Here is a 23,489-nt window from a genome sequence, read left to right as displayed (position 1 = left end):
TTTAAGAAAATATAGTAAAATAGATAGAGTAACACTTATCTCAAAGGAGTAGACATGAAGAAAAAACTATTGGCAGGTGCCATTACACTATTATCAGTAGCAACTTTAGCAGCTTGTTCGAAAGGTTCAGAAGGGGCAGACCTTATCAGCATGAAAGGAGATGTTATCACTGAACATCAGTTTTATGAGCAAGTGAAGAGCAATCCTTCAGCTCAACAAGTGTTGTTGAACCTGACCATCCAAAAAGTATTTGAGAAACAATACGGTTCAGAAGTAGATGACAAAGAAGTCAACGACACTATTGCCGAAGAAGAAAAACAATATGGTGAAAACTACCAACGTGTCTTGTCACAAGCAGGTATGACTCTTGAAACACGTAAAGCTCAAATTCGTACAAGTAAATTGGTTGAGTTGGCAGTTAAGAAGGCAGCAGAAGCTGAATTGACAGATGATGCTTACAAGAAGGCATTTGACGAATACACTCCAGACGTAACGGCTCAAATCATCCGTCTTGATAATGAAGATAAGGCCAAAGAAGTTCTCGAAAAAGCCAAGGCAGAAGGTGCTGATTTTGCTCAATTAGCTAAAGATAACTCAACTGATGAGAAAACTAAAGCGAATGGTGGAGAAATCACCTTTGATTCTGCTTCAACAGAAGTACCGGAACAAGTTAAAAAAGCTGCTTTTGCTTTAGATGTAAATGGCATTTCTGATGTGATTACAGCCACTGGTACACAAGCCTACAGCAGCCAATATTACATTGTAAAACTCATTAAGAAAACAGAAAAATCATCTAATATTGATGACTACAAAGAAAAATTAAAAACTGTTATCTTGACTCAAAAACAAAATGATTCAACATTTGTTCAAAGCATTATCGGAAAAGAATTGCAAGCAGCCAATATCAAGGTTAAGGACCAAGCCTTCCAAAATATCTTTACCCAATATATCGGTGGTGGAGATTCAAGCTCAAGCAGTTCATCAAAAGAATAGTCCAAATCAATACAAATCTCTTTTGAGGTTTGTATTTTTTGAACTTGAGTCTGGAAATAATTCTGTAAAAACAGTAAAATTCGAAGGATTGTAAGGTAAGAGTTTTTTTCTTTCTGAAAAAATGGTATAATAGCAATCAAAACTAGAAAATAAAACGGAATTTGGAACAGATTTGTCTGTATCCTAGTAGAGTGGTGATACTATGAAGATTAGTAAGAGGCACTTATTAAATTATTCCATCTTGATTCCCTACTTGCTTTTATCTATTTTGGGCTTGATTGTGGTCTATTCGACCACCAGTGCTATTTTAATCGAAGAAGGCAAGAGCGCCTTGCAATTGGTTCGAAACCAAGGAATCTTTTGGATTGTTAGTTTGATACTGATTGCCTTAATTTATAAATTGAGACTAGATTTTTTGAGAAATGAGCGACTAATCATTTTAGTTATATTGATAGAAATGCTTTTATTGTTCTTGGCTCGTTTTATTGGTATTTCCGTAAACGGGGCATACGGTTGGATTTCGGTTGCAGGAGTAACTATTCAGCCAGCTGAGTACTTAAAAATCATTATTATTTGGTATTTGGCTCACCGATTCTCCAAACAGCAAGAAGAAATAGCTATTTATGATTTTCAAGTTTTGACTCAAAATCAATGGCTTCCCCGTGCTTTTAATGATTGGCGATTCGTTCTCCTGGTTCTGATTGGAAGTTTGGGAATTTTCCCTGATTTAGGAAATGCGACTATTTTAGTATTGGTTTCCTTGATTATGTATACAGTTAGTGGAATCGCTTATCGCTGGTTTTCAACCATTCTGGCGCTCGTATCTGCCGCTTCTGTCTTTGTCTTGACAACTATCAGCCTAATCGGTGTTGAGACCTTTTCAAAAATTCCAGTATTTGGCTATGTAGCCAAGCGCTTTAGTGCCTTTTTTAATCCTTTTGCCGATCGTGCTGATGCGGGTCACCAGTTATCTAATTCTTATTTTGCCATGGTCAATGGCGGTTGGTTTGGTCTAGGTCTTGGAAACTCGATTGAAAAACGAGGTTATTTACCAGAAGCTCATACAGACTTTGTCTTTTCTATTGTGATTGAAGAATTTGGCTTTGTTGGTGCCAGTCTTATTTTAGCTCTCTTGTTTTTCATGATTTTGCGGATTATCTTGGTCGGTATCCGAGCGGAGAATCCTTTCAATGCCATGGTTGCACTCGGTGTCGGAGGGATGATGTTGGTTCAGGTATTTGTCAATATCGGAGGGATTTCGGGCTTGATTCCATCTACAGGAGTAACCTTTCCCTTCTTATCCCAGGGTGGAAATAGTCTTCTAGTCTTATCAGTGGCAGTGGCCTTTGTTTTAAATATTGATGCCAGTGAAAAACGCGCTAAGTTGTACCGAGAATTGGAAAATCAACCAATGAACCTTCTGTGAAGTAGAATAAAGAAAGGATAGTCTATGTCTCTTCAAAAATTAGAAAACTATAGTAATAAAAGTGTTGTGCAAGAAGAAGTATTGATTCTAACAGAATTGCTGGAAGATATTACTAAAAACATGCTTGCCCCAGAGACCTTTGAAAAAATCATGCAGTTGAAAGAATTGTCAACTCAAGAAGATTATCAAGGTCTAAACCGTCTAGTGACTAGCTTATCAAATGATGAAATGGTCTATATTTCACGCTATTTTTCAATCTTACCTCTTTTGATTAATATTTCAGAGGATGTGGATTTAGCTTATGAAATCAATCATCAAAATAATATTGATCAGGACTATTTAGGTAAATTATCTACAACGATCAAAATGGTTGCTGAAAAAGAAAATGCCGTTGAGATCCTAGAACACTTGAATGTTGTCCCTGTTTTGACAGCCCATCCAACACAAGTGCAACGCAAAAGTATGTTGGATTTAACAAATCATATCCATAGTCTTTTGCGTAAATACCGTGATGTTAAGTTGGGGTTGATCAATAAAGAAAAATGGCACAATGATTTGCGTCGTTACATCGAAATTATCATGCAGACAGACATGATTCGTGAGAAAAAATTAAAAGTAACTAACGAAATCACGAATGCTATGGAATATTACAACAGCTCCTTTTTGAAAGCTGTACCTCACTTGACGACGGAGTATAAGCGTTTAGCGCAAGCGCATGGGTTGAATTTAAAACAGGCTAAGCCAATCACCATGGGTATGTGGATAGGTGGTGACCGTGATGGGAATCCCTTTGTTACAGCAGATACCTTGAAGCAGTCTGCACTCACTCAGTGTGAAGTCATCATGAACTACTACGATGAAAAGATTTACCAACTTTATCGTGAGTTTTCTCTTTCAACTAGTATTGTCAATGTAAGTAAGCAAGTCAGAGAAATGGCTCGTCAGTCCAAGGATAACTCGATTTACCGCGAAAAAGAGCTTTACCGTCGTGCCTTGTTTGATATTCAATCAAAAATCCAAGCAACAAAAACCTATCTGATTGAGGATAAAGAAGTTGGAACTCGTTATGAAACCGCCAATGATTTTTACAAGGATTTGATTGCCATTCGAGATTCTTTACTAGAAAATAAGGGCGAGTCCTTGATTTCAGGTGATTTTGTGGAATTATTGCAGGCAGTAGAGATATTTGGTTTTTACCTAGCATCAATTGATATGCGACAAGACTCTAGCGTCTATGAAGCCTGTGTGGCAGAACTCTTGAAATCAGCAGGAATTCATTCTCGCTATAGCGAGTTGAGCGAAGAAGAAAAGTGTGACCTTCTCTTGAAAGAATTAGAAGAAGATCCCCGAATTCTTTCTGCGACTCACGCAGAAAAATCAGAATTATTAGCAAAAGAACTAGCTATTTTTAAGACGGCTCGTGTTTTGAAAGATAAGTTGGGAGATGATGTCATCCGCCAAACCATCATTTCGCATGCTACCAGCCTTTCTGATATGCTAGAATTAGCTATTCTATTAAAAGAAGTAGGACTGGTGGATACGGAAAGGGCGCGTGTTCAGATTGTTCCCCTTTTTGAAACAATTGAAGACTTGGATCATTCAGAGGAAACAATGAGACAATATCTTTCTCTTCCTCTTGCCAAAAAATGGATTGCTTCACGCAATAACTACCAAGAAATCATGCTTGGTTACTCTGATAGTAATAAAGATGGCGGTTACTTATCATCATGTTGGACCCTTTACAAGGCTCAACAACAATTGACTGCTATTGGAGATGAATTTGGCGTTAAGGTTACCTTCTTCCATGGCCGTGGTGGGACTGTCGGTCGTGGTGGTGGACCAACCTATGAAGCTATCACTTCTCAACCGCTCAAGTCTATCAAGGATCGTATCCGCTTGACGGAGCAGGGTGAAGTAATTGGGAATAAATACGGTAATAAAGACGCCGCTTACTATAATCTTGAAATGCTAGTATCGGCAGCTATTAACCGTATGATTACTCAGAAGAAGAGCGATACCAATACCTCAAATCGTTATGAAGCCATTATGGATCAAGTAGTGGACCGTAGTTACGATATCTACCGTGATTTGGTCTTTGGTAATGAGCATTTCTATGATTATTTCTTCGAGTCGAGTCCAATCAAGGCTATTTCAAGTTTTAATATTGGTTCTCGTCCAGCCGCTCGTAAGACGATTACTGAAATCGGTGGTTTGCGTGCCATCCCTTGGGTCTTCTCATGGTCACAGAGTCGTGTTATGTTCCCTGGATGGTACGGGGTTGGTTCAAGCTTCAAGGAATTTATCGATAAAAATCCAGAGAATATTGCTATCTTACGAGATATGTACCAAAATTGGCCTTTCTTCCAATCGCTTCTTTCAAATGTTGATATGGTTTTGTCAAAATCAAATATGAATATTGCTTTTGAATATGCTAAACTTTGTGAAGACGAGCAAGTTAAGGCCATCTATGAGACTATTTTAAATGAATGGCAAGTTACTAAGAACGTTATCTTGGCTATTGAAGGACATGACGAACTCTTAGCTGACAATCCATATCTAAAAGCTAGTCTGGATTACCGTATGCCTTACTTTAATATTCTCAACTATATTCAGTTGGAGTTGATCAAACGCCAACGTCGTGGAGAATTGTCCAGTGATCAAGAACGATTGATTCATATCACCATCAACGGAATTGCGACAGGATTGCGTAATTCAGGTTAATCATTTTTAAAAGTGAAGATCAAAAAAATTCTAATAGACTATTGACAAGTAGTTGAAAAATGATATAATTTAACCATTCAGAAAAGTAATCATTCAAACTTTTTAGAGAGTCTGTGGTAGCTGAAAACAGATAAGTGGTGATGATGAAAATTGGGCTGAATGTTATTTAGAATTTGAAATCATAAAAATTCGGTGAGCACACCTTACAGTGCATCTCGTTATTGCGAGACAGAGCGATAGGGAAATTCCCTATAATTGAGGTGGTACCGCGCATCGACGTCCTCACACAAGTTTTTTGTGTGAGGATTTTTTTGATGGAGGTTAAGTATGGAAAGAAAACGATGGCGTCGCTTGTTTATACTCAATGAAAATCAAAAAGCAAACTAGGAAGCTAGCCGCAAGCTGCTCAAAACACTGTTTTGAGGTTGTGGATAGAACTGACAGAGTCAGTATCATATACCTACGGTAAGGCGACGCTGACGTGGTTTGAAGAGATTTTCGAAGAGTATTAGATAAGTGAAGTATTTTAAAGGAATAAAAAAGGAGAAATAGAATGAAAAATAAACGTTTAATTGGAATTATTGCTGCATTAGCAGTCTTAGTAGCAGGAAGCTTGATTTACTCTTCAATGAATAAACCAGAAGCTAAGAATGAAAAGAAAGTTGCCAAAGTTGGTGTTCTTCAGTTTGTGAGCCATCCATCTCTTGATTTGATTTATAAAGGGATCCAAGATGGACTGGCAGAAGAAGGTTATAAAGATGACCAAGTTAAAATCGACTTTATGAACTCAGAAGGAGACCAAAGTAAGGTTGCGACAATGAGTAAACAATTGGTTGCAAACGGCAATGACTTGGTTGTTGGTATCGCAACACCAGCTGCTCAAGGCTTGGCTAGTGCCACAAAAGACCTACCGGTCATCATGGCTGCTATTACAGACCCAATTGGTGCTAACTTGGTCAAAGATTTGAAAAAACCAGGTGGCAACGTTACAGGGGTCTCTGACCACAATCCAGCTCAACAACAAGTTGAACTCATCAAAGCTTTGACACCGAATGTGAAAACAATCGGAGCTCTTTACTCAAGTAGTGAAGACAATTCAAAAACACAGGTCGAAGAATTTAAGGCTTATGCTGAAAAAGCAGGTCTGACAGTGGAAACATTTGCAGTTCCTTCAACAAATGAAATTGCCTCAACTGTCACTGTTATGACTAGCAAGGTAGATGCTATTTGGGTTCCAATTGATAACACCATTGCATCAGGATTTCCAACGGTTGTCTCTAGCAATCAAAGTTCTAAGAAACCAATTTATCCAAGCGCGACAGCTATGGTAGAAGTAGGTGGCTTGGCATCCGTTGTAGTTGACCAACATGATCTCGGTGTGGCAACTGGTAAAATGATTGCACAAGTCTTGAAAGGTGCAAAACCAGCGGATACTCCAGTCAATGTATTTTCAACTGGTAAGTCAGTAATTAACAAAAAATTGGCACAAGAACTAGGTATTACGATTCCTGAGTCTGTTCTCAAAGAAGCAGGACAAGTCATCGAATAAATAAGGTAGGGAGGAGGAGACTCTTCCCATTTTTTAAAAAGATGAATATAGAAAGGATTAAATAAAATATGATTGTTTCCATTATTTCTCAAGGATTTGTCTGGGCTATTCTAGGTCTGGGAATCTTTATGACATTTAGGATTTTAAACTTTCCAGATATGACGACAGAAGGTTCTTTCCCTCTTGGCGGAGCTGTTGCTGTCACTCTGATAACCAAAGGCGTGAACCCTTTTTTAGCGACACTACTTGCTGTAGGAGCAGGTTGTTTGGCTGGAATGGTAGCAGGACTTCTTTATACAAAAGGGAAGATTCCAACCTTGCTCTCAGGGATTTTGGTGATGACTTCTTGTCACTCAATCATGCTCTTGATTATGGGACGTGCGAATTTAGGCCTGCTTGGAACCAAGCAAATCCAGGATGCCTTGCCTTTTGATTCAGATTTGAACCAACTCTTGACAGGTCTTATCTTTGTCAGTCTTGTTATTGCTCTCATGCTCTTTTTCTTGGATACCAAACTCGGACAAGCCTATATTGCTACAGGTGACAATCCTGATATGGCTAGAAGTTTCGGGATTCATACTGGACGCATGGAGCTTATGGGCTTGGTCTTATCAAATGGTGTGATTGCCCTTGCAGGAGCTCTCATTGCCCAGCAAGAAGGGTATGCCGATGTATCTCGAGGAATCGGGGTTATCGTTGTGGGGCTTGCAAGTTTGATTATTGGAGAAGTTATCTTCAAGAGTTTGAGCTTGGCAGAACGTCTGGTTACCATCGTTGTAGGTTCTATCGCTTATCAATTCTTAGTGTGGGCAGTTATTGCGCTTGGCTTTAATACAAGTTACCTTCGTTTGTACAGCGCCGTGATTTTAGCAGTCTGCCTCATGATTCCAACATTTAAGCAAACAATCTTGAAAGGAGCCAAGTTAAGCAAATGACAGCAATTGTAGAATTAAAAAATGCAACCAAAGTCGTTAAAAATGGCTTTGATGAAGAAAAGATTATTTTAAATGATGTTTCCTTAGAAATTTTTGAACAGGACTTTATCACGATTTTAGGTGGAAATGGTGCTGGGAAATCAACCCTCTTTAACACTATTGCAGGAACTTTATCACTAACCAGTGGAACTATCCGTATTTTAGGTGAGGATGTTACCAAGTTTTCACCAGAGAAGCGCGCTAAGTATCTGTCTCGTGTCTTCCAAGATCCAAAGATGGGGACAGCTCCTCGTATGACAGTGGCAGAGAATCTCTTGATTGCCAAATTTCGTGGTGAAAAGCGTGGATTGTTACCACGACGCTTGACTAGTTATAAGGATGAATTTCAAGCGACCATTGAAAAAGTAGGAAATGGTCTTGAGAAACACTTGAATACGCCAATTGAGTTCTTATCAGGTGGGCAAAGACAGGCCTTGAGTCTCTTGATGGCAACCTTGAAACGACCTGAATTACTCTTGTTAGACGAGCATACTGCAGCGCTTGATCCAAAGACCAGTGTGGCCTTGATGGAATTGACGGATGAATTTGTCAAGAAAGATCAGCTGACAGCTCTTATGATTACTCACCACATGGAAGATGCTCTCAAATATGGTAATCGCTTGATTGTTATGAAAGAAGGTCGTATCATCCAAGATTTGAACCAAGAAGATAAAGCAAAAATGAAAATCTCTGATTATTATCAACTCTTTGAATAAAGTAGGGAAAATGAGTGAAATGGTTTACTTTTTTTCTGAAATAAAGTATACTATATAAAGTAAACTATGATAACATGGAGGTATTGTGTATGGTTGACAAACAAGTCATTGAAGAAATCAAAAACAATGCCAACATTGTGGAAGTCATAGGAGATGTGATTTCTTTACAAAAGGCAGGACGGAACTATCTAGGGCTCTGTCCTTTTCATGGTGAAAAAACACCTTCTTTCAACGTTGTAGAGGACAAGCAGTTTTATCACTGTTTTGGTTGTGGCCGCTCAGGTGACGTCTTTAAGTTCATCGAGGAGTACCAAGGCGTTCCATTTATGGAGGCTGTCCAAATCTTAGGTCAGCGTGTTGGGATAGAGGTAGAAAAACCGCTTTATAGTGAACAGAAGCAAGTTTTGCCTCACCAAGCTCTTTATGATATGCACGAAGATGCAGCCAAATTTTATCATGCTATTCTCATGACAACGACCATGGGGGAAGAGGCCAGAAACTACCTTTATCAGCGTGGTTTGACAGATGAAGTGCTCAAGCATTTTCGGATTGGTTTAGCACCTCCAGAACGAAATTATCTCTATCAACGTTTGTCTGGTCAGTATCGTGATGAGGATTTCCTAGATTCGGGACTGTTTTATCTCTCGGATGCTAATCAATTTGTAGATACCTTTCACAATCGCATTATGTTTCCCCTGACAAATGACCAAGGAAAGGTTATTGCCTTCTCAGGTCGTATCTGGCAGAAAATGGATTCACAAACTTCTAAGTATAAAAATAGCCGATCGACTGCAATTTTTAACAAAAGTTACGAATTATATCATATGGATAGGGCTAAAAAATCTTCTGGAAAAGCTAGTGAGATTTACCTGATGGAAGGGTTCATGGATGTCATTGCAGCCTATCGGGCTGGAATTGAAAATGCTGTCGCATCTATGGGAACAGCCTTGAGTCGAGAGCATGTTGAGCATCTGAAAAGGTTAACCAAGAAGTTAGTCCTTGTTTACGATGGTGATAAGGCTGGGCAAGCCGCGACATTGAAAGCATTGGATGAAATTGGTGAGATGCCTGTGCAAATTGTCAGCATGCCTGATAACTTGGATCCAGATGAGTATATACAAAAAAATGGTCCAGAAGATTTGGCCTATCTGTTAACGAAAACTCGTATTAGTCCGGTTGAGTTTTACATTCATCAGTACAAACCTGAAAACAGTGAAAATCTGCAGGCTCAGATTGAGTTTATTGAAAAAATAGCTCCCTTGATTGTTCGAGAAAAGTCTATTACTGCTCAAAACAGCTATATTCATATTTTAGCTGACAGTCTGGCATCCTTTGATTATGCTCAGATTGAGCAGATTGTTAATGAGAGTCGTCAGGCGCAAAGGCAGAATCGCATGGAAGGGGTTTCCAGACCGACGCAAATCACTATGCCTGTCACCAAGCAGTTATCGGCTATTATGAGGGCAGAAGCCCATCTACTTTATCGGATGATGGAATTCCCTCTTATTTTGAACGATTACCGTTTGCGAGAAGGCTTTTCATTTGATACACCTGAATTTCAGGTCCTATATGACTTGCTTGGCCAGTATGGCAATCTTCCTCCAGAAGTTCTAGCAGAACAGACAGAGGAAGTTGAAAGAGCTTGGTACCAAGTTTTAGCTCAGGATTTGCCTGCTGAGATGTCACCGCAGGAACTTAGTGAAGTAGAGATGACTCGAAACAAGGCTCTCTTGAATCAGGACAATATGAGAATCAAAAAGAAGGTGCAGGAAGCTAGCCATGTAGGAGATACCGATACAGCCTTAGAAGAATTGGAACGTTTAATTTCCCAAAAGAGAAGAATGGAGTAATAATGGCAACAAAACAAAAAGAAGTAACAACATTTGACGTACAAGTAGCAGAATTTATCCGTAATCATAAGCAAAAAGGGACAGCAACAGATGATGAAATCAATGCTAGTCTTGTCGTTCCTTTTACCTTGGACGCTGATGGGATTGAAGATCTCTTGCAACGGATTCAAGATGCAGGAATTTCTATCACAGATAACGAAGGAAATCCAAGTGCACGTGTTCTTAGCACTGAAGAAGAGCCAGAACTCAGCGATGAGGACTTGATTGGGTCAACTTCGGCTAAGGTCAACGATCCTGTTCGTATGTACTTGAAAGAAATCGGAGTCGTTCCTCTCTTGACCAATGAAGAGGAAAAAGAATTGGCACTAGCAGTTGAAGCTGGTGATATCGAAGCTAAACAACGTCTTGCGGAAGCCAACCTTCGTTTGGTTGTTTCCATTGCTAAACGCTATGTCGGCCGTGGTATGCAGTTTCTTGACTTGATTCAAGAAGGGAACATGGGCTTGATGAAGGCGGTTGACAAGTTTGACTATTCTAAAGGGTTCAAGTTCTCAACTTACGCAACTTGGTGGATTCGTCAGGCAATCACTCGTGCTATTGCGGATCAAGCTCGTACCATCCGTATCCCAGTCCACATGGTTGAAACCATCAATAAATTGGTTCGTGAACAGCGGAATCTCCTTCAAGAATTAGGTCAAGATCCAACACCAGAACAGATTGCTGAACGTATGGATATGACTCCTGATAAGGTTCGTGAAATCTTGAAGATTGCCCAAGAACCAGTATCTCTTGAAACACCAATCGGTGAAGAGGATGATAGCCACCTTGGAGACTTTATCGAAGATGAAGTGATTGAAAATCCAGTGGACTATACAACTCGTATCGTCTTGCGTGAGCAGTTGGATGAGGTCTTGGATACTCTTACAGACCGTGAAGAAAATGTTCTGCGTCTACGTTTTGGACTAGATGATGGGAAAATGCGCACTCTTGAAGATGTGGGGAAAGTCTTTAACGTGACTCGTGAGCGTATCCGTCAGATTGAAGCCAAGGCTTTGAGAAAACTACGCCAACCAAGTCGTAGCAAACCGCTTCGTGATTTTATTGAAGACTAAGAGTGAGGGAAATATGGCTTATACAGAAGAGCAAATTGAAAACATCAAAACACGCATTTTAACAGCCTTGGAAGAAGTCATCGACCCTGAGTTGGGAATCGATATTGTCAACCTTGGTTTGATTTATGAGATTCGTTTTGATGGCGACACAGGGCAAACAGAGATTGATATGACTTTGACAACTATGGGATGTCCTCTAGCAGACCTTTTGACAGACCAGATTTATGATGCCATGACAGAGGTTCCAGAAGTAACGGATACTGAGGTCAAATTAGTTTGGTATCCAGCCTGGACCGTTGAAAAAATGAGTCGCTATGCACGCATTGCCCTAGGCATTAAGTAAACATATAAAAGGATGTGAGAGACCCTTGGAAAAGTGAGGAAATTTCCCCCTCTTTTCCTCTAGTCTCTCCTTTCTTTTGCTGATTTTATTCAAAGAAAATGATATAATAGTAGTTATGGAAAAAAAGAAATTACGCATCAATATGTTGAGTTCAAGTGAGAAAGTAGCAGGACAAGGAGTTTCAGGTGCTTACCGTGAATTAGTTCGTCTTCTTCACCGTGATGCCAAGGACCAATTGATTGTTACAGAAAATCTTCCAATAGAGGCAGATGTGACTCACTTTCATACAATTGATTTCCCCTATTATTTATCAACATTTCAAAAGAAACGCTCAGGGAGAAAAATTGGCTATGTGCATTTCTTGCCTGATACACTTGAGGGGAGTTTGAAAATTCCATTTTTCTTAAAGGGAATTGTGAAACGCTATGTATTTTCTTTTTACAACCGGATGGAGCACTTGGTTGTGGTCAATCCGATGTTTATTGAGGATTTGGTGGCAGCTGGTATTCCACGTGAAAAAGTTACCTATATTCCTAACTTTGTCAACAAGGAAAAATGGCATCCACTTCCACAAGAAGAGGTAGTCAGACTGCGAACAGAGCTAGGTCTTAGTGATAATCAGTTTATCGTAGTAGGTGCTGGTCAAGTTCAGAAACGTAAAGGGATTGATGATTTTATCCGTCTAGCTGAGGAATTGCCTCAGATTACCTTTATTTGGGCCGGTGGTTTCTCTTTTGGTGGCATGACAGATGGTTATGAACGCTACAAGAAAATCATGGAAAATCCTCCTAAAAATTTAATTTTTCCAGGAATTGTCTCACCAGAGCGGATGCGAGAATTGTATGCCCTAGCGGATCTTTTCTTGTTACCTAGTTATAATGAACTCTTTCCTATGACTATTTTAGAGGCTGCTAGTTGTGAAGCTCCTATTATGTTACGTGATTTGGATCTCTATAAGGTAATTTTGGAGGGAAATTATCGGGCGACAGCAGATAGAGAAGAGATGAAAGAAGCTATTCTGGAATATCAATCGAATCCTGCTGTCTTAAAAGATCTCAAAGAAAAGGCTAAGAATATTTCCAGAGAGTATTCAGAAGAGCACTTGTTACAAATCTGGTTGGACTTTTATGAGAAACAAGCCGCTTTAGGGAGAAAGTAAAAAGTGAGGTAATCTATGCGAATTGGTTTATTTACAGATACCTATTTTCCTCAGGTTTCAGGTGTTGCGACCAGTATTCGAACCTTGAAAACAGAACTTGAAAAGCAAGGACATGCTGTTTTTATCTTTACGACGACGGATAAGGATGTCAATCGCTACGAAGATTGGCAAATTATTCGTATTCCAAGTGTTCCTTTCTTCGCTTTCAAGGATCGTCGCTTTGCCTACCGAGGTTTTAGCAAGGCGCTTGAAATTGCCAAACAGTATCAGCTAGATATTATCCACACTCAGACAGAATTTTCTCTTGGCCTACTGGGGATTTGGATTGCGCGTGAATTGAAGATTCCAGTCATCCATACCTATCACACTCAGTACGAAGACTATGTGCATTATATTGCCAAGGGTTTGCTGATTCGTCCTAGTATGGTCAAGTATCTGGTCAGAGGTTTCCTGCATGATGTGGATGGAGTCATTTGCCCGAGTGAGATTGTCCGTGACTTGCTATCTGACTATAAAGTCAAGGTTGAAAAACGTGTTATTCCTACAGGGATTGAATTAGCCAAGTTTGAGCGTCCAGAAATCAAGCAAGAAAATTTGAAAGAACTGCGTAGTAAACTAGAGATTCAAGATGATGAAAAGATGTTGCTGAGTCTTTCGAGAATTTCCTATGAAAAAAATATTCAAGCAGTTTTAGCAGCTTTTGCAGAAGTTCTGAAAGAGGAAGACAAGGTTAAACTGGTGGTAGCTGGGGATGGTCCTTATCTGGATGACCTCAAAGAGCAAGCCAAGAAACTAGAGATTCAAGACTCTGTTGTCTTTACAGGGATGATTGCTCCTAGTGAGACGGCTCTTTATTATAAGGCAGCAGATTTCTTCATCTCGGCATCGACAAGTGAAACCCAAGGCTTGACCTACTTGGAAAGCTTGGCCAGTGGGACGCCTGTCATTGCACATGGAAATCCGTATCTGGACAATCTGATCAGTGATAAAATGTTTGGAACCTTGTATTACGGTGAACATGATTTGGCTGGAGCTATTCTGGAGGCCCTGATTGCAACACCAAACATGAATGAGCATACTTTATCAGAGAAGTTGTACGAGATTTCAGCTGAGAACTTTGGAAAACGAGTGCATGAGTTTTATCTGGATGCCATTATTTCAAATAACTTCCAGAAAGATTTGGCTAAAGATGATACGGTTAGTCAGCGTATCTTTAAGACAGTTTTGTATCTACCGCAAAAGGTGGTCGCTGTACCGGTAAAAGGCTCTAGACGCATGCTGAAGGCTTCAAAAATACAGTTAATCAGCATCAGAGATTATTGGAAAGACCATGAAGAATAGAAAGAGGAACAGCTATGAAAAAACAATTAATGAGAAGTGGGCATGACAAAAAGATTGCGGGTGTTTGTGCCGGAGTGGCCCATTATCTTGATATGGATCCAACTATCGTTCGCGTAATATGGGGTGTTCTTGCTTGCTGTTACGGAGCGGGAATTGTAGCTTATATCATTTTATGGATTATCGCACCTGTAGCAAGTGACTATTGAAAACTAGCTCAATTCATGCTAAGATAATAGAAAATAGAATGTAACGAAGGAGAAAAAAATGGCATTTGGAGATAATGGAAATCGTAAAAAAACTATGTTTGAGAAAATAACCTTGTTTATCGTGATTATCATGCTAGTAGCAAGTTTATTGGGAATTTTTGCAACTGCAATTGGTGCCCTCAGTAATCTATAAATAGATTCAAGAAAATTTAGTGACTGGGATTTCCCAGCCCTTTTTTAAAGTGAGAAGAAATAATGAGTATGTTTTTAGATACAGCCAAGATTAAGGTCAAGGCTGGTAATGGTGGTGATGGCATGGTTGCCTTTCGCCGTGAAAAATATGTCCCTAATGGAGGTCCTTGGGGCGGTGATGGTGGTCGTGGAGGCAATGTGGTCTTCGTTGTAGATGAAGGTCTACGTACCCTCATGGATTTCCGCTACAATCGCCATTTCAAGGCTGATTCTGGTGAGAAAGGAATGACCAAAGGGATGCATGGTCGTGGTGCTGAGGACCTTAGAGTTCGAGTACCACAAGGTACGACTGTTCGTGATGCAGAGACTGGCAAGGTCTTGACAGATTTGATTGAACATGGGCAAGAATTTATCGTTGCCCACGGTGGTCGCGGAGGTCGTGGAAATATCCGCTTTGCAACACCAAAAAATCCCGCACCGGAAATCTCTGAAAATGGGGAACCAGGTCAGGAACGTGAGTTACAATTGGAACTAAAAATCTTGGCGGATGTTGGTTTAGTAGGTTTTCCATCTGTAGGGAAATCGACACTTTTAAGTGTTATTACCTCAGCTAAACCTAAAATTGGTGCCTACCACTTTACGACTATTGTACCAAATTTAGGAATGGTTCGTACCCAATCAGGTGAATCATTTGCAGTAGCTGATTTACCAGGTTTGATTGAAGGGGCTAGTCAAGGTGTTGGTTTGGGAACCCAGTTCCTCCGTCACATTGAGCGTACACGTGTCATCCTCCATATCATTGATATGTCAGCTAGCGAAGGCCGTGATCCTTATGAGGATTACTTAGCTATCAATAAGGAGTTAGAGTCTTATAACCTCCGTCTCATGGAGCGTCCACAGATCATTGTAGCCAATAAGATGGACATGCCTGAGAGTCAAGAAAATCTTAAAGAATTTAAGAAAAAATTGGCTGAAAACTACGATGAATTTGAAGAGTTACCAGCTATCTTCCCGATTTCTGGATTGACCAAGCAAGGTTTGGCTACGCTTTTGGATGCTACAGCTGAATTGTTAGATAAGACACCAGAATTCTTGCTCTATGACGAGTCAGATATGGAAGAAGAAGCTTACTATGGATTTGACGAGGAAGAAAAAGCCTTTGAAATTAGTCGTGATGACGATGCGACATGGGTGCTTTCTGGTGAAAAACTCATAAAACTCTTCAATATGACCAACTTTGATCGTGACGAATCAGTCATGAAATTTGCCCGTCAACTTCGTGGTATGGGGGTTGATGAAGCTCTTCGTGCGCGTGGAGCTAAAGATGGGGATTTGGTCCGCATTGGTAAATTTGAGTTTGAATTTGTAGACTAGGAGACTGGTATGGGAGATAAACCGATATCTTTCCGAGATGCGGATGGCAATTTTGTTTCTGCCGCAGACGTTTGGAATGAAAAGAAATTGGAAGAACTATTTAATCGTCTCAATCCAAGTCGTGCTCTGAGATTAGCACGAATTAAAAAAGACAATCCATCTCAGTAAAGAAGATAAAAAATTCCGTGCCTAATCAGACACGGAATTTTGCTATTCACCAAAGAAAAATGGTGGGGCGAATTTTTTCAGATCTTCAAAGCATTTTTGAGCAGCTTCTGCATCTTCGCAGATGACAAGACAGACATCATCACCACAGAGGGTAGCGATAGCGTCAGGGAAACTCAAAGCATCAATGATAGAACCAAAGGATTGCGCAAGTCCAGGAAGGGTTTTTAGTAGGACTTGGTGTTGAACTGGGCGCATCAAGACAAGGGCGTCTTCCATGTAGAGTTCGAGACGTTTTTCCCATTTTGAGATGGAACCATTGTTAAGAACATAATAAGAGTTATCCTCTTCGCGGACTTTTGATAGGTTCATATTTTTGATGTCACGTGAGAGGGTTGCCTGGGTCACTTGAATGTCGTTCTCAGCAAGAAGGGACTGCAATTCAGCCTGTGTATGAATCTTGTTTTTTGCGACAAGAGCGCGTATGAGTTGGTGTCGGTGTTCAGATTTATTCATAATAATGTAACTCCTTTTTTAGTGAGGTATGGTGAGCGTGGACTGAGTGAGGTCGACAGTCAAGTGATAGTCGGTATTGTCACGGATGGTGATTTCAAAGTCAGTAGTATAGAGGACTAAACGAAGAGCATCTCCTTCTTTTAACTTGTAAATAGTAGGTTGTAGTTCAAATTGCACATCCATCCATTCATCTGCAGTAATATCCTCTACTAACAGTAGATCAGTTCTATTTTGTAAATTAAGGTAGCCTTTTGTCACGACTCGTTGTGCATCTGGCCTAAATGGTAATTCACAGAGATTTTCCAACATGTGGTAGCGTCCATTATCAATGGTTCTAGCACTTAAAATAGCTGGATAAGGTTGTAGGTATTTCTTTTGACCAAGTTCCAGTAGTTGAGCAGATAAAAGCCCCTTGTTTGTGCTGGATTTGATACGTAGATTGAGCTGAGCGCGACCGTTCAGGTGGAGATCTTTGGTCACAGGAAGGTCAATAGTAATCTGATTGACTTTCCCTTGATAGAGTTCTGTATTGAAGGTCTGGTAGGTTTTTCCATAGCGCTCAAAATCCTCATCTGGGTACTGGTTTTGAATAACTTGCTCTTCTTGACCAAGTGAGAAGGTTTCACAGTTTTCCTGCCCACCGAAGTTATCAAGTGATAACCAAGTCTGAGGAGTGGTATTGTCCTGCCAGATAACAGTAGGAAGGTGGAAATCTGTATCTTGTCCCAGTAATTTCTTTGTCAACAAAGCATTCATGGACTCACGGAAGTCAATGGACTGCCAGTTGTTCATGTAAACATGGGCACCATTATGGAAAAAGAGATGCTTGTGTATATGAGTAGGAAGAGCATGGAACATCTGGTAAACATGAAGTGGTTTAACATTCCAATCCTGAGAACCATGGGTAAAGACAACCTCTGCCTTTACTTTATGGGCATTAAGCAGATAATTGCGGTCGTGCCAAAACTGATTGTAGTCACCAGACTTGCGATCCAGTTGTTCTTTTACTTTTTCTAAGTCAGCTTGGTGAGCTTCATTGCCACGGATATAGTCGCCAGCCAAGAGATTACGAGAATAGGTTAACTCAGCAAGGGAGTCAAAGTCCTCACCTGGATAGCCACCTGGGCTAGTCACCAGACCGTTTTCACGGTAGTAGTTGTACCATGATGAAATACCAGCCTCGGCAATGATAACCTCTAAACCATCGACGCCTGTAGTCGCAAGCCCGTTTGACATGGTACCTAGATAGGAAAGTCCAGTTGTAGCAACTTTTCCGTTTGACCAGTCAGCCTTGACTTGACACTGGCGCGTGTGGTCAGTAAAGGCACGGCAACGACCATTAAGCCAATCAATAACATTTTTATAAGCCTCAATTTGCTGGTAGTCTCCGTTAGTCATGAAACCAGTAGAGTCTTTGGTACCAACACCTGAGACATAGAGATTAGCAAACCCTCGTGGAAGGAAGTAGTCATTAAGAGTATAGCTAGAGTTGATGTGACTTAGCTTTTCCTCAGCTTCAGTCACAAGCTCAGCTTGGCCTTGAGGTTGGACGAGATTTAATTGAGGTTCCTCTAGTTCAATCTTATGAGCAGGTTTCACCTCAAGCTCGCCCTCCATCTTGTAGAGAGCCTTATCGCTTGCCTTGTCATTTGTTCCCTGATGATAAGGACTGGCTGTCATGATGGTAGGGATTTGCCCGTCATAACGAGGACGAATAATGCTGACCTTGACTAGGTCTGGTAAGCCTTTTTGGTCAGTATCGACACGAGACTCAACGTAAACGACTTCACGAATGACATTATGGCTGGAAAAAGTTGCTAAACTCTTGCCGTTAAAGTAGTGGTAGTCATTATCCTCCGGAATAAGACCATCACTAACAAGTTGGTCGATAAGAGTATTCCCCTTTTTGGTGCGAGTATTGAGTAACTGATAGAGATTTTCAATCAAGTCACCGTATACAATAGGAAATCCAGTCTCTTTACGAAAAGCTTCACTGTCTTCGAAGTCAATCAAATAAGAAAAGCCTAAAAGTTGAAAGGCGACAGTATAAAAAATAGCTGCTGTCAAGTCTTTGTCAGATTTGAAAAAAGTTAATATGTTAGTTTCTTTATCTATAGCTAAGCAGGAGAGTGGATAGTCGGTGTTCTCATAAGTGAAAAATAAGAGACGTAAAAAAGTTTCCAATAATTCCTTGGGATTGGCTGTGTTTTGTAAATCAAAGCCACATTTTTTTAGTTCAGATAAGATATTTTCTTTTGGAAAAGTGATATAACTATATTGATTAAAACGCATAGAACCTCCATATAGAATGATAGTTAAGGTTATTATATCAAAAAAAAAGCAGAAAGGGAATTGTTAACTGCAAAAGTAAATAATCCAATAAAAATGAATAAAGTGCTAAATTCAATATAGAGAACAGTGTAATAATAGACGTAATAGGTATAATATAAAAATTCTAGGAGATTTATATTATATGTTTTCTATTTCTATATATAATATAGTATAAATATAAAAAAACGATGACAAAAATACAAATGAATAGAAAGTAAATTAGTAAGCTGATGAAATTTTTCTCAAGAGCAGCCTTTTATAGGTGAAAATGGTATAATATAGTGAGAAGGATAGAGGAGAAGTGTAAATTGATCGCACAACTAGATACAAAGACAGTTTATAGTTTTATGGAGAGCGTTATTTCGATAGACAAGTATGTGAGAGCAGCTAAAGACTATGGCTACACTCATCTGGCTATGATGGATAGTGATAATCTTTATGGTGCTTTCGACTTTCTAGAGATTACAAAAAAATACGGCATTCATCCTTTGCTAGGTCTTGAAATGACAGTGTTGGTAGATGAGCAGGAAGTGAATTTGCGCTTTTTAGCTCTATCTAGTGTGGGCTATCAGCAGTTGATGAAGCTTTCAACAGCCAAGATGCAGGGGGAGAAAAGTTGGTCAGTCTTGTCCCAGTATCTGGAGGATATTGCGGTAATTGTGCCTTATTTTGAAGAGCTTGAATCACTAAATCTAGGCTGTGATTATTATATTGGAGTTTATCCAGAAACACTGACAAGCGAATTTCATCATCCTATTTTGCCTCTTTATCGGGTCAACGCTTTTGAAAGCAGGGATAGAGAAGTTCTTCAAGTTTTAACAGCGATTAAAGAAAACCTACCGTTCAGAGAAGTTCCCTTGCGCTCACGACAAGATGTCCTTATATCAGCAAGTTCTTTAGAGAAATTATTCCTAGAACGATTTCCGCAAGCCTTAGACAATTTAGAAAAGCTGATTTCAGGTATTTCTTACGACTTGGATACGAGTTTGAAACTGCCTCGTTTTAACCCAGCTAGACCAGCAGTAGAAGAGTTGAGAGAACGCGCTGAGCTTGGGCTTGCCCAGAAGGGATTGTCTAGTAAAGAATATCAAGATCGACTAGACCAAGAATTGGCTGTTATTCATGATATGGGCTTTGATGATTATTTCTTGGTTGTCTGGGATTTGCTGCGTTTTGGACGTTCGAATGGCTATTATATGGGAATGGGACGAGGTTCCGCAGTTGGTAGCTTGGTTTCCTATGCTTTGAATATCACAGGGATTGACCCAGTAGAGAAAAATCTGATTTTTGAACGCTTTCTCAATCGTGAACGCTATACCATGCCTGATATTGATATAGATATCCCTGATATTTATCGTCCAGATTTTATCAGATATGTTGGCAATAAATATGGTAGTAAACATGCGGCTCAAATCGTTACTTTTTCAACCTTTGGAGCCAAGCAAGCTCTACGAGATGTCTTGAAACGCTTTGGTGTTCCAGAATATGAATTATCCGCAATTACCAAGAAAATCAGTTTCCGTGATAATCTCAAGTCAGCCTATGAGGGCAATCTCCAGTTTCGTCAGCAAATAAATAGTAAGTTAGAATACCAAAAAGCTTTTGAGATTGCCTGCAAGATAGAGGGCTATCCAAGACAAACCTCTGTCCATGCGGCTGGTGTTGTAATCAGTGACCAAGATTTGACCAATTACATCCCTCTAAAGCATGGAGATGAAATTCCACTGACTCAGTATGATGCTCATGGAGTTGAGGCTAGCGGACTTTTGAAGATGGACTTTCTGGGACTACGAAATCTGACCTTTGTCCAGAAGATGCAAGAATTGCTTGCTGAAACAGAAGATATTCACCTTAAAATCGAAGAAATAGATTTAGAAGACAAAGAAACGTTAGCTTTATTTGCTTCTGGTAATACAAAAGGTATCTTTCAATTTGAGCAACCTGGTGCTATTCGCCTGCTCAAACGTGTGCAACCAGTCTGTTTTGAAGATGTCGTAGCAACTACTTCCCTAAATCGACCAGGTGCTAGTGACTACATCAATAATTTTGTGGCAAGAAAGCATGGGCAGGAAGAAGTGACTGTTCTGGATCCAGTACTGGAGGATATTTTGGCTCCAACTTACGGAATTATGCTCTATCAGGAGCAGGTTATGCAGGTTGCTCAGCGTTTTGCTGGATTTAGTCTTGGGAAGGCTGATATTTTGCGTCGAGCTATGGGGAAAAAGGATGCCTCTGCCATGCATGAGATGAGGGCTTCTTTTATTCAAGGTTCATTAGAAGCTGGACATACTGCGGAAAAGGCAGAGCAGGTCTTTGATGTCATGGAGAAGTTTGCAGGTTATGGTTTTAACAGGTCACATGCCTATGCCTACTCAGCCTTGGCCTTCCAGTTGGCTTATTTCAAAACACATTATCCAGACATTTTTTATCAGGTCATGTTGAATTCTGCCAACAGTGATTACTTAACAGATGCCTTAGAAGCAGGCTTTGAAGTAGCGCCTCTGTCCATCAACACCATTCCCTATCACGATAAAATTGCTAACAAGTCCATCTATCTAGGTCTGAAATCGATTAAGGGAGTCAGTAATGATTTAGCTCTCTGGATTATTGAAAATAGACCCTATTCTAACATTGAAGATTTTATAGCTAAATTACCTGAAAATTATTTGAAACTTCCTCTGCTAGAACCTTTGGTAAAAGTTGGTCTTTTCGATTTATTTGAAAAAAATCGTCAAAAAGTATTCAATAATTTAGCTAATCTATTTGAATTTGTGAAAGAGTTAGGAAGTTTGTTTGGGGATACCATTTATAGTTGGCAGGAATCGGAAGATTGGACGGAACAAGAAAAATTCTATATGGAACAAGAGCTTTTAGGGATAGGTGTCAGCAAACATCCCCTACAAGCTATTGCAAGTAAGGCTATTTACCCGATTACCCCAATTGGGAATTTGTCAGAAAATAGCTACGCTATTATTTTGGTTGAAGTTCAGAAAATAAAAGTAATTCGTACCAAAAAGGGCGAAAATATGGCTTTCTTACAGGTAGATGACAGTAAGAAAAAATTGGATGTCACTCTCTTTTCAGACTTATATCGACAGGTTGGACAAGAAGTAAAAGAGGGAGCCTTCTACTATATAAAAGGAAAAATCCAGTCACGTGATGGTCGTCTGCAAATGATTGCACAAGAAATAAGAGAAGCAGTTGCTGAACGCTTTTGGATACAGGTGAAAAATCATGAATCGGATCAAGAAATTTCACGTATTTTAGACCAATATAAAGGCCCAATCCCAGTCATCATCAGGTATGAAGAGGAACAGAAAACAATCGTTTCCCCTCATCATTTTGTAGCTAAATCCAATGAATTAGAAGCGAAATTGAATGAAATGGTTATGAAAACGATTTATCGCTAAAAATACGGAAAATAGAAGAATTTTAAAATCAAATGTGGTATAATCAATAAGAATGTTAAAAGAAAAAGGAGCATAAACCAATATGAAACGTATTGCTGTTTTGACTAGTGGTGGAGACGCCCCTGGTATGAACGCTGCTATCCGTGCAGTTGTTCGTCAAGCAATTTCAGAAGGAATGGAAGTGTTTGGTATTTATGACGGATATGCTGGTATGGTTGCCGGTGAAATTCATCCCCTAGATGCAGCTTCAGTAGGAGACATCATTTCTCGTGGTGGTACTTTCCTTCACTCAGCTCGTTACCCAGAATTCGCTCAACTTGAAGGGCAACTTAAAGGGATTGAGCAATTGAAAAAACACGGAATTGAAGGTGTAGTTGTTATCGGTGGTGACGGATCTTACCACGGCGCTATGCGTTTGACTGAACATGGCTTCCCAGCTATCGGTCTTCCAGGTACAATCGATAACGATATCGTTGGTACTGACTTCACAATCGGTTTTGACACAGCGGTCACAACTGCTATGGACGCTATCGATAAGATTCGTGATACGTCATCAAGTCACCGTCGTACTTTTGTTATTGAAGTTATGGGACGTAACGCTGGTGATATCGCTCTTTGGGCTGGTATTGCAACTGGTGCTGATGAAATCATCATTCCTGAAGAAGGATTCAAGATTGAAGATATCGTAGAAAGCATTAAATGTGGTTATGAGTGTGGAAAAAAACACAATATCATCGTCTTGGCAGAAGGTGTGATGTCAGCAGCTGAATTTGGTAAAAAATTAAAAGAAGCTGGGGATACAAGCGACCTTCGTGTGACAGAACTTGGACATATTCAACGTGGTGGTTCTCCAACTGCGCGTGACCGTGTATTGGCGTCACGTATGGGTGCGCATGCTGTTAAACTTCTTAAAGAAGGTATCGGTGGTGTTGCGGTTGGTATCCGTAACGAGAAAATGGTTGAAAATCCAATTCTTGGTACTGCAGAAGAAGGAGCATTGTTTAGCCTTACTGCAGAAGGTAAGATTGTTGTTAACAACCCACACAAAGCTGACATTGAGCTATCTAGCTTGAATAAGAGCTTGTCATAATTTACAATTTAGTTAATAAGA

General features: G+C 39.9%; 19 protein-coding genes and 1 other annotated feature. Of the genes, 17 read left to right on the top strand and 2 right to left on the bottom strand.

Annotated elements, in window-relative coordinates:
• Positions 1-54: 54 nt before the first annotated feature.
• From prsA to PCY12_RS03995, 15 genes are all read left to right on the top strand, one after another.
• Positions 55-993 carry a peptidylprolyl isomerase PrsA gene (gene prsA, locus PCY12_RS04065; RefSeq protein WP_301351668.1) on the top strand — a complete coding sequence of 313 codons (939 nt, stop codon included), beginning with the start codon at positions 55-57 and terminating at the stop codon, positions 991-993.
• A 202-nt stretch (positions 994-1,195) separates the two neighbouring features.
• Positions 1,196-2,419: an FtsW/RodA/SpoVE family cell cycle protein gene (locus PCY12_RS04060; protein WP_050242906.1), complete on the top strand. Its 1,224-nt coding sequence runs from the start codon at positions 1,196-1,198 to the stop codon at positions 2,417-2,419.
• Positions 2,420-2,443: 24 nt separating this feature from the next.
• Complete coding sequence (ppc, locus tag PCY12_RS04055; protein WP_173226440.1) at positions 2,444-5,140, top strand: phosphoenolpyruvate carboxylase; 2,697 nt, start codon at positions 2,444-2,446, stop codon at positions 5,138-5,140.
• A gap of 69 nt (positions 5,141-5,209) precedes the next feature.
• Positions 5,210-5,427: a binding site (T-box leader), on the top strand.
• A gap of 266 nt (positions 5,428-5,693) precedes the next feature.
• Positions 5,694-6,689: a tryptophan ABC transporter substrate-binding protein gene (gene trpX, locus PCY12_RS04050; protein WP_301351666.1), complete on the top strand. Its 996-nt coding sequence runs from the start codon at positions 5,694-5,696 to the stop codon at positions 6,687-6,689.
• A gap of 68 nt (positions 6,690-6,757) precedes the next feature.
• Positions 6,758-7,624 (top strand): ABC transporter permease, encoded by an 867-nt coding sequence (locus tag PCY12_RS04045; RefSeq protein WP_050207529.1) that lies wholly within the window; start codon positions 6,758-6,760, stop codon positions 7,622-7,624.
• A complete protein-coding gene (locus tag PCY12_RS04040; protein WP_173283055.1) occupies positions 7,621-8,379 on the top strand; it encodes an ABC transporter ATP-binding protein in 759 nt (252 codons plus the stop codon). The genes PCY12_RS04045 and PCY12_RS04040 overlap by 4 nt, the downstream gene beginning before the upstream one ends.
• An 89-nt stretch (positions 8,380-8,468) precedes the next feature.
• Complete coding sequence (dnaG, locus tag PCY12_RS04035) at positions 8,469-10,229, top strand: DNA primase (RefSeq protein WP_173283057.1); 1,761 nt, start codon at positions 8,469-8,471, stop codon at positions 10,227-10,229.
• A 2-nt stretch (positions 10,230-10,231) separates the two neighbouring features.
• The gene (gene rpoD / locus PCY12_RS04030; protein ID WP_000201907.1) at positions 10,232-11,341 is read left to right on the top strand and encodes an RNA polymerase sigma factor RpoD; all 1,110 of its coding nucleotides are present in this window, start codon (positions 10,232-10,234) and stop codon (positions 11,339-11,341) included.
• Between the two features lie 13 nt (positions 11,342-11,354).
• Positions 11,355-11,684 (top strand): metal-sulfur cluster assembly factor, encoded by a 330-nt coding sequence (locus PCY12_RS04025; protein WP_000331929.1) that lies wholly within the window; start codon positions 11,355-11,357, stop codon positions 11,682-11,684.
• Between the two features lie 115 nt (positions 11,685-11,799).
• Complete coding sequence (cpoA, locus tag PCY12_RS04020; RefSeq protein WP_173283059.1) at positions 11,800-12,843, top strand: alpha-galactosylglucosyldiacylglycerol synthase; 1,044 nt, start codon at positions 11,800-11,802, stop codon at positions 12,841-12,843.
• A 15-nt stretch (positions 12,844-12,858) separates the two neighbouring features.
• Complete coding sequence (locus tag PCY12_RS04015) at positions 12,859-14,184, top strand: glycosyltransferase family 4 protein (RefSeq protein WP_301351664.1); 1,326 nt, start codon at positions 12,859-12,861, stop codon at positions 14,182-14,184.
• A 29-nt stretch (positions 14,185-14,213) separates the two neighbouring features.
• Positions 14,214-14,390 carry a PspC domain-containing protein gene (locus PCY12_RS04010; RefSeq protein WP_261055631.1) on the top strand — a complete coding sequence of 59 codons (177 nt, stop codon included), beginning with the start codon at positions 14,214-14,216 and terminating at the stop codon, positions 14,388-14,390.
• 58 nt (positions 14,391-14,448) lie between these two features.
• Complete coding sequence (locus tag PCY12_RS04005; RefSeq protein ID WP_000863859.1) at positions 14,449-14,583, top strand: DUF4044 domain-containing protein; 135 nt, start codon at positions 14,449-14,451, stop codon at positions 14,581-14,583.
• Between the two features lie 62 nt (positions 14,584-14,645).
• Positions 14,646-15,956 carry a GTPase ObgE gene (obgE, locus tag PCY12_RS04000; protein ID WP_050207537.1) on the top strand — a complete coding sequence of 437 codons (1,311 nt, stop codon included), beginning with the start codon at positions 14,646-14,648 and terminating at the stop codon, positions 15,954-15,956.
• 9 nt (positions 15,957-15,965) lie between these two features.
• Positions 15,966-16,124: a hypothetical protein gene (locus PCY12_RS03995; RefSeq protein WP_301351662.1), complete on the top strand. Its 159-nt coding sequence runs from the start codon at positions 15,966-15,968 to the stop codon at positions 16,122-16,124.
• Between the two features lie 42 nt (positions 16,125-16,166).
• On the opposite strand, the gene PCY12_RS03990 is transcribed toward PCY12_RS03995, so the two are convergent.
• Positions 16,167-16,637, bottom strand: a complete 471-nt coding sequence (locus PCY12_RS03990; protein ID WP_301351659.1) for an arginine repressor — start codon at positions 16,635-16,637, stop codon at positions 16,167-16,169.
• Positions 16,638-16,655: 18 nt separating this feature from the next.
• The gene (locus PCY12_RS03985; protein ID WP_301351658.1) at positions 16,656-18,929 is read right to left on the bottom strand and encodes a Xaa-Pro dipeptidyl-peptidase; all 2,274 of its coding nucleotides are present in this window, start codon (positions 18,927-18,929) and stop codon (positions 16,656-16,658) included.
• A gap of 347 nt (positions 18,930-19,276) precedes the next feature.
• Here PCY12_RS03985 and PCY12_RS03980 point away from each other — a divergent pair, with 347 nt between their 5' ends.
• Both PCY12_RS03980 and pfkA read left to right on the top strand, forming a co-directional pair.
• Positions 19,277-22,378, top strand: coding sequence for a DNA polymerase III subunit alpha (locus PCY12_RS03980; RefSeq protein ID WP_301351656.1), 3,102 nt, complete (start codon positions 19,277-19,279; stop codon positions 22,376-22,378).
• Between the two features lie 82 nt (positions 22,379-22,460).
• Positions 22,461-23,468, top strand: coding sequence for a 6-phosphofructokinase (gene pfkA, locus PCY12_RS03975; RefSeq protein WP_000820862.1), 1,008 nt, complete (start codon positions 22,461-22,463; stop codon positions 23,466-23,468).
• The last annotated feature ends 21 nt before the right edge of the window (positions 23,469-23,489 follow it).

The organism is Streptococcus sp. SPS1 (assembly GCF_030439915.1).
GTDB lineage: Bacteria > Bacillota > Bacilli > Lactobacillales > Streptococcaceae > Streptococcus.
Note: the sequence above shows the minus strand (reverse complement) of the source record. Positions and strands in the feature narration are given on the sequence as shown.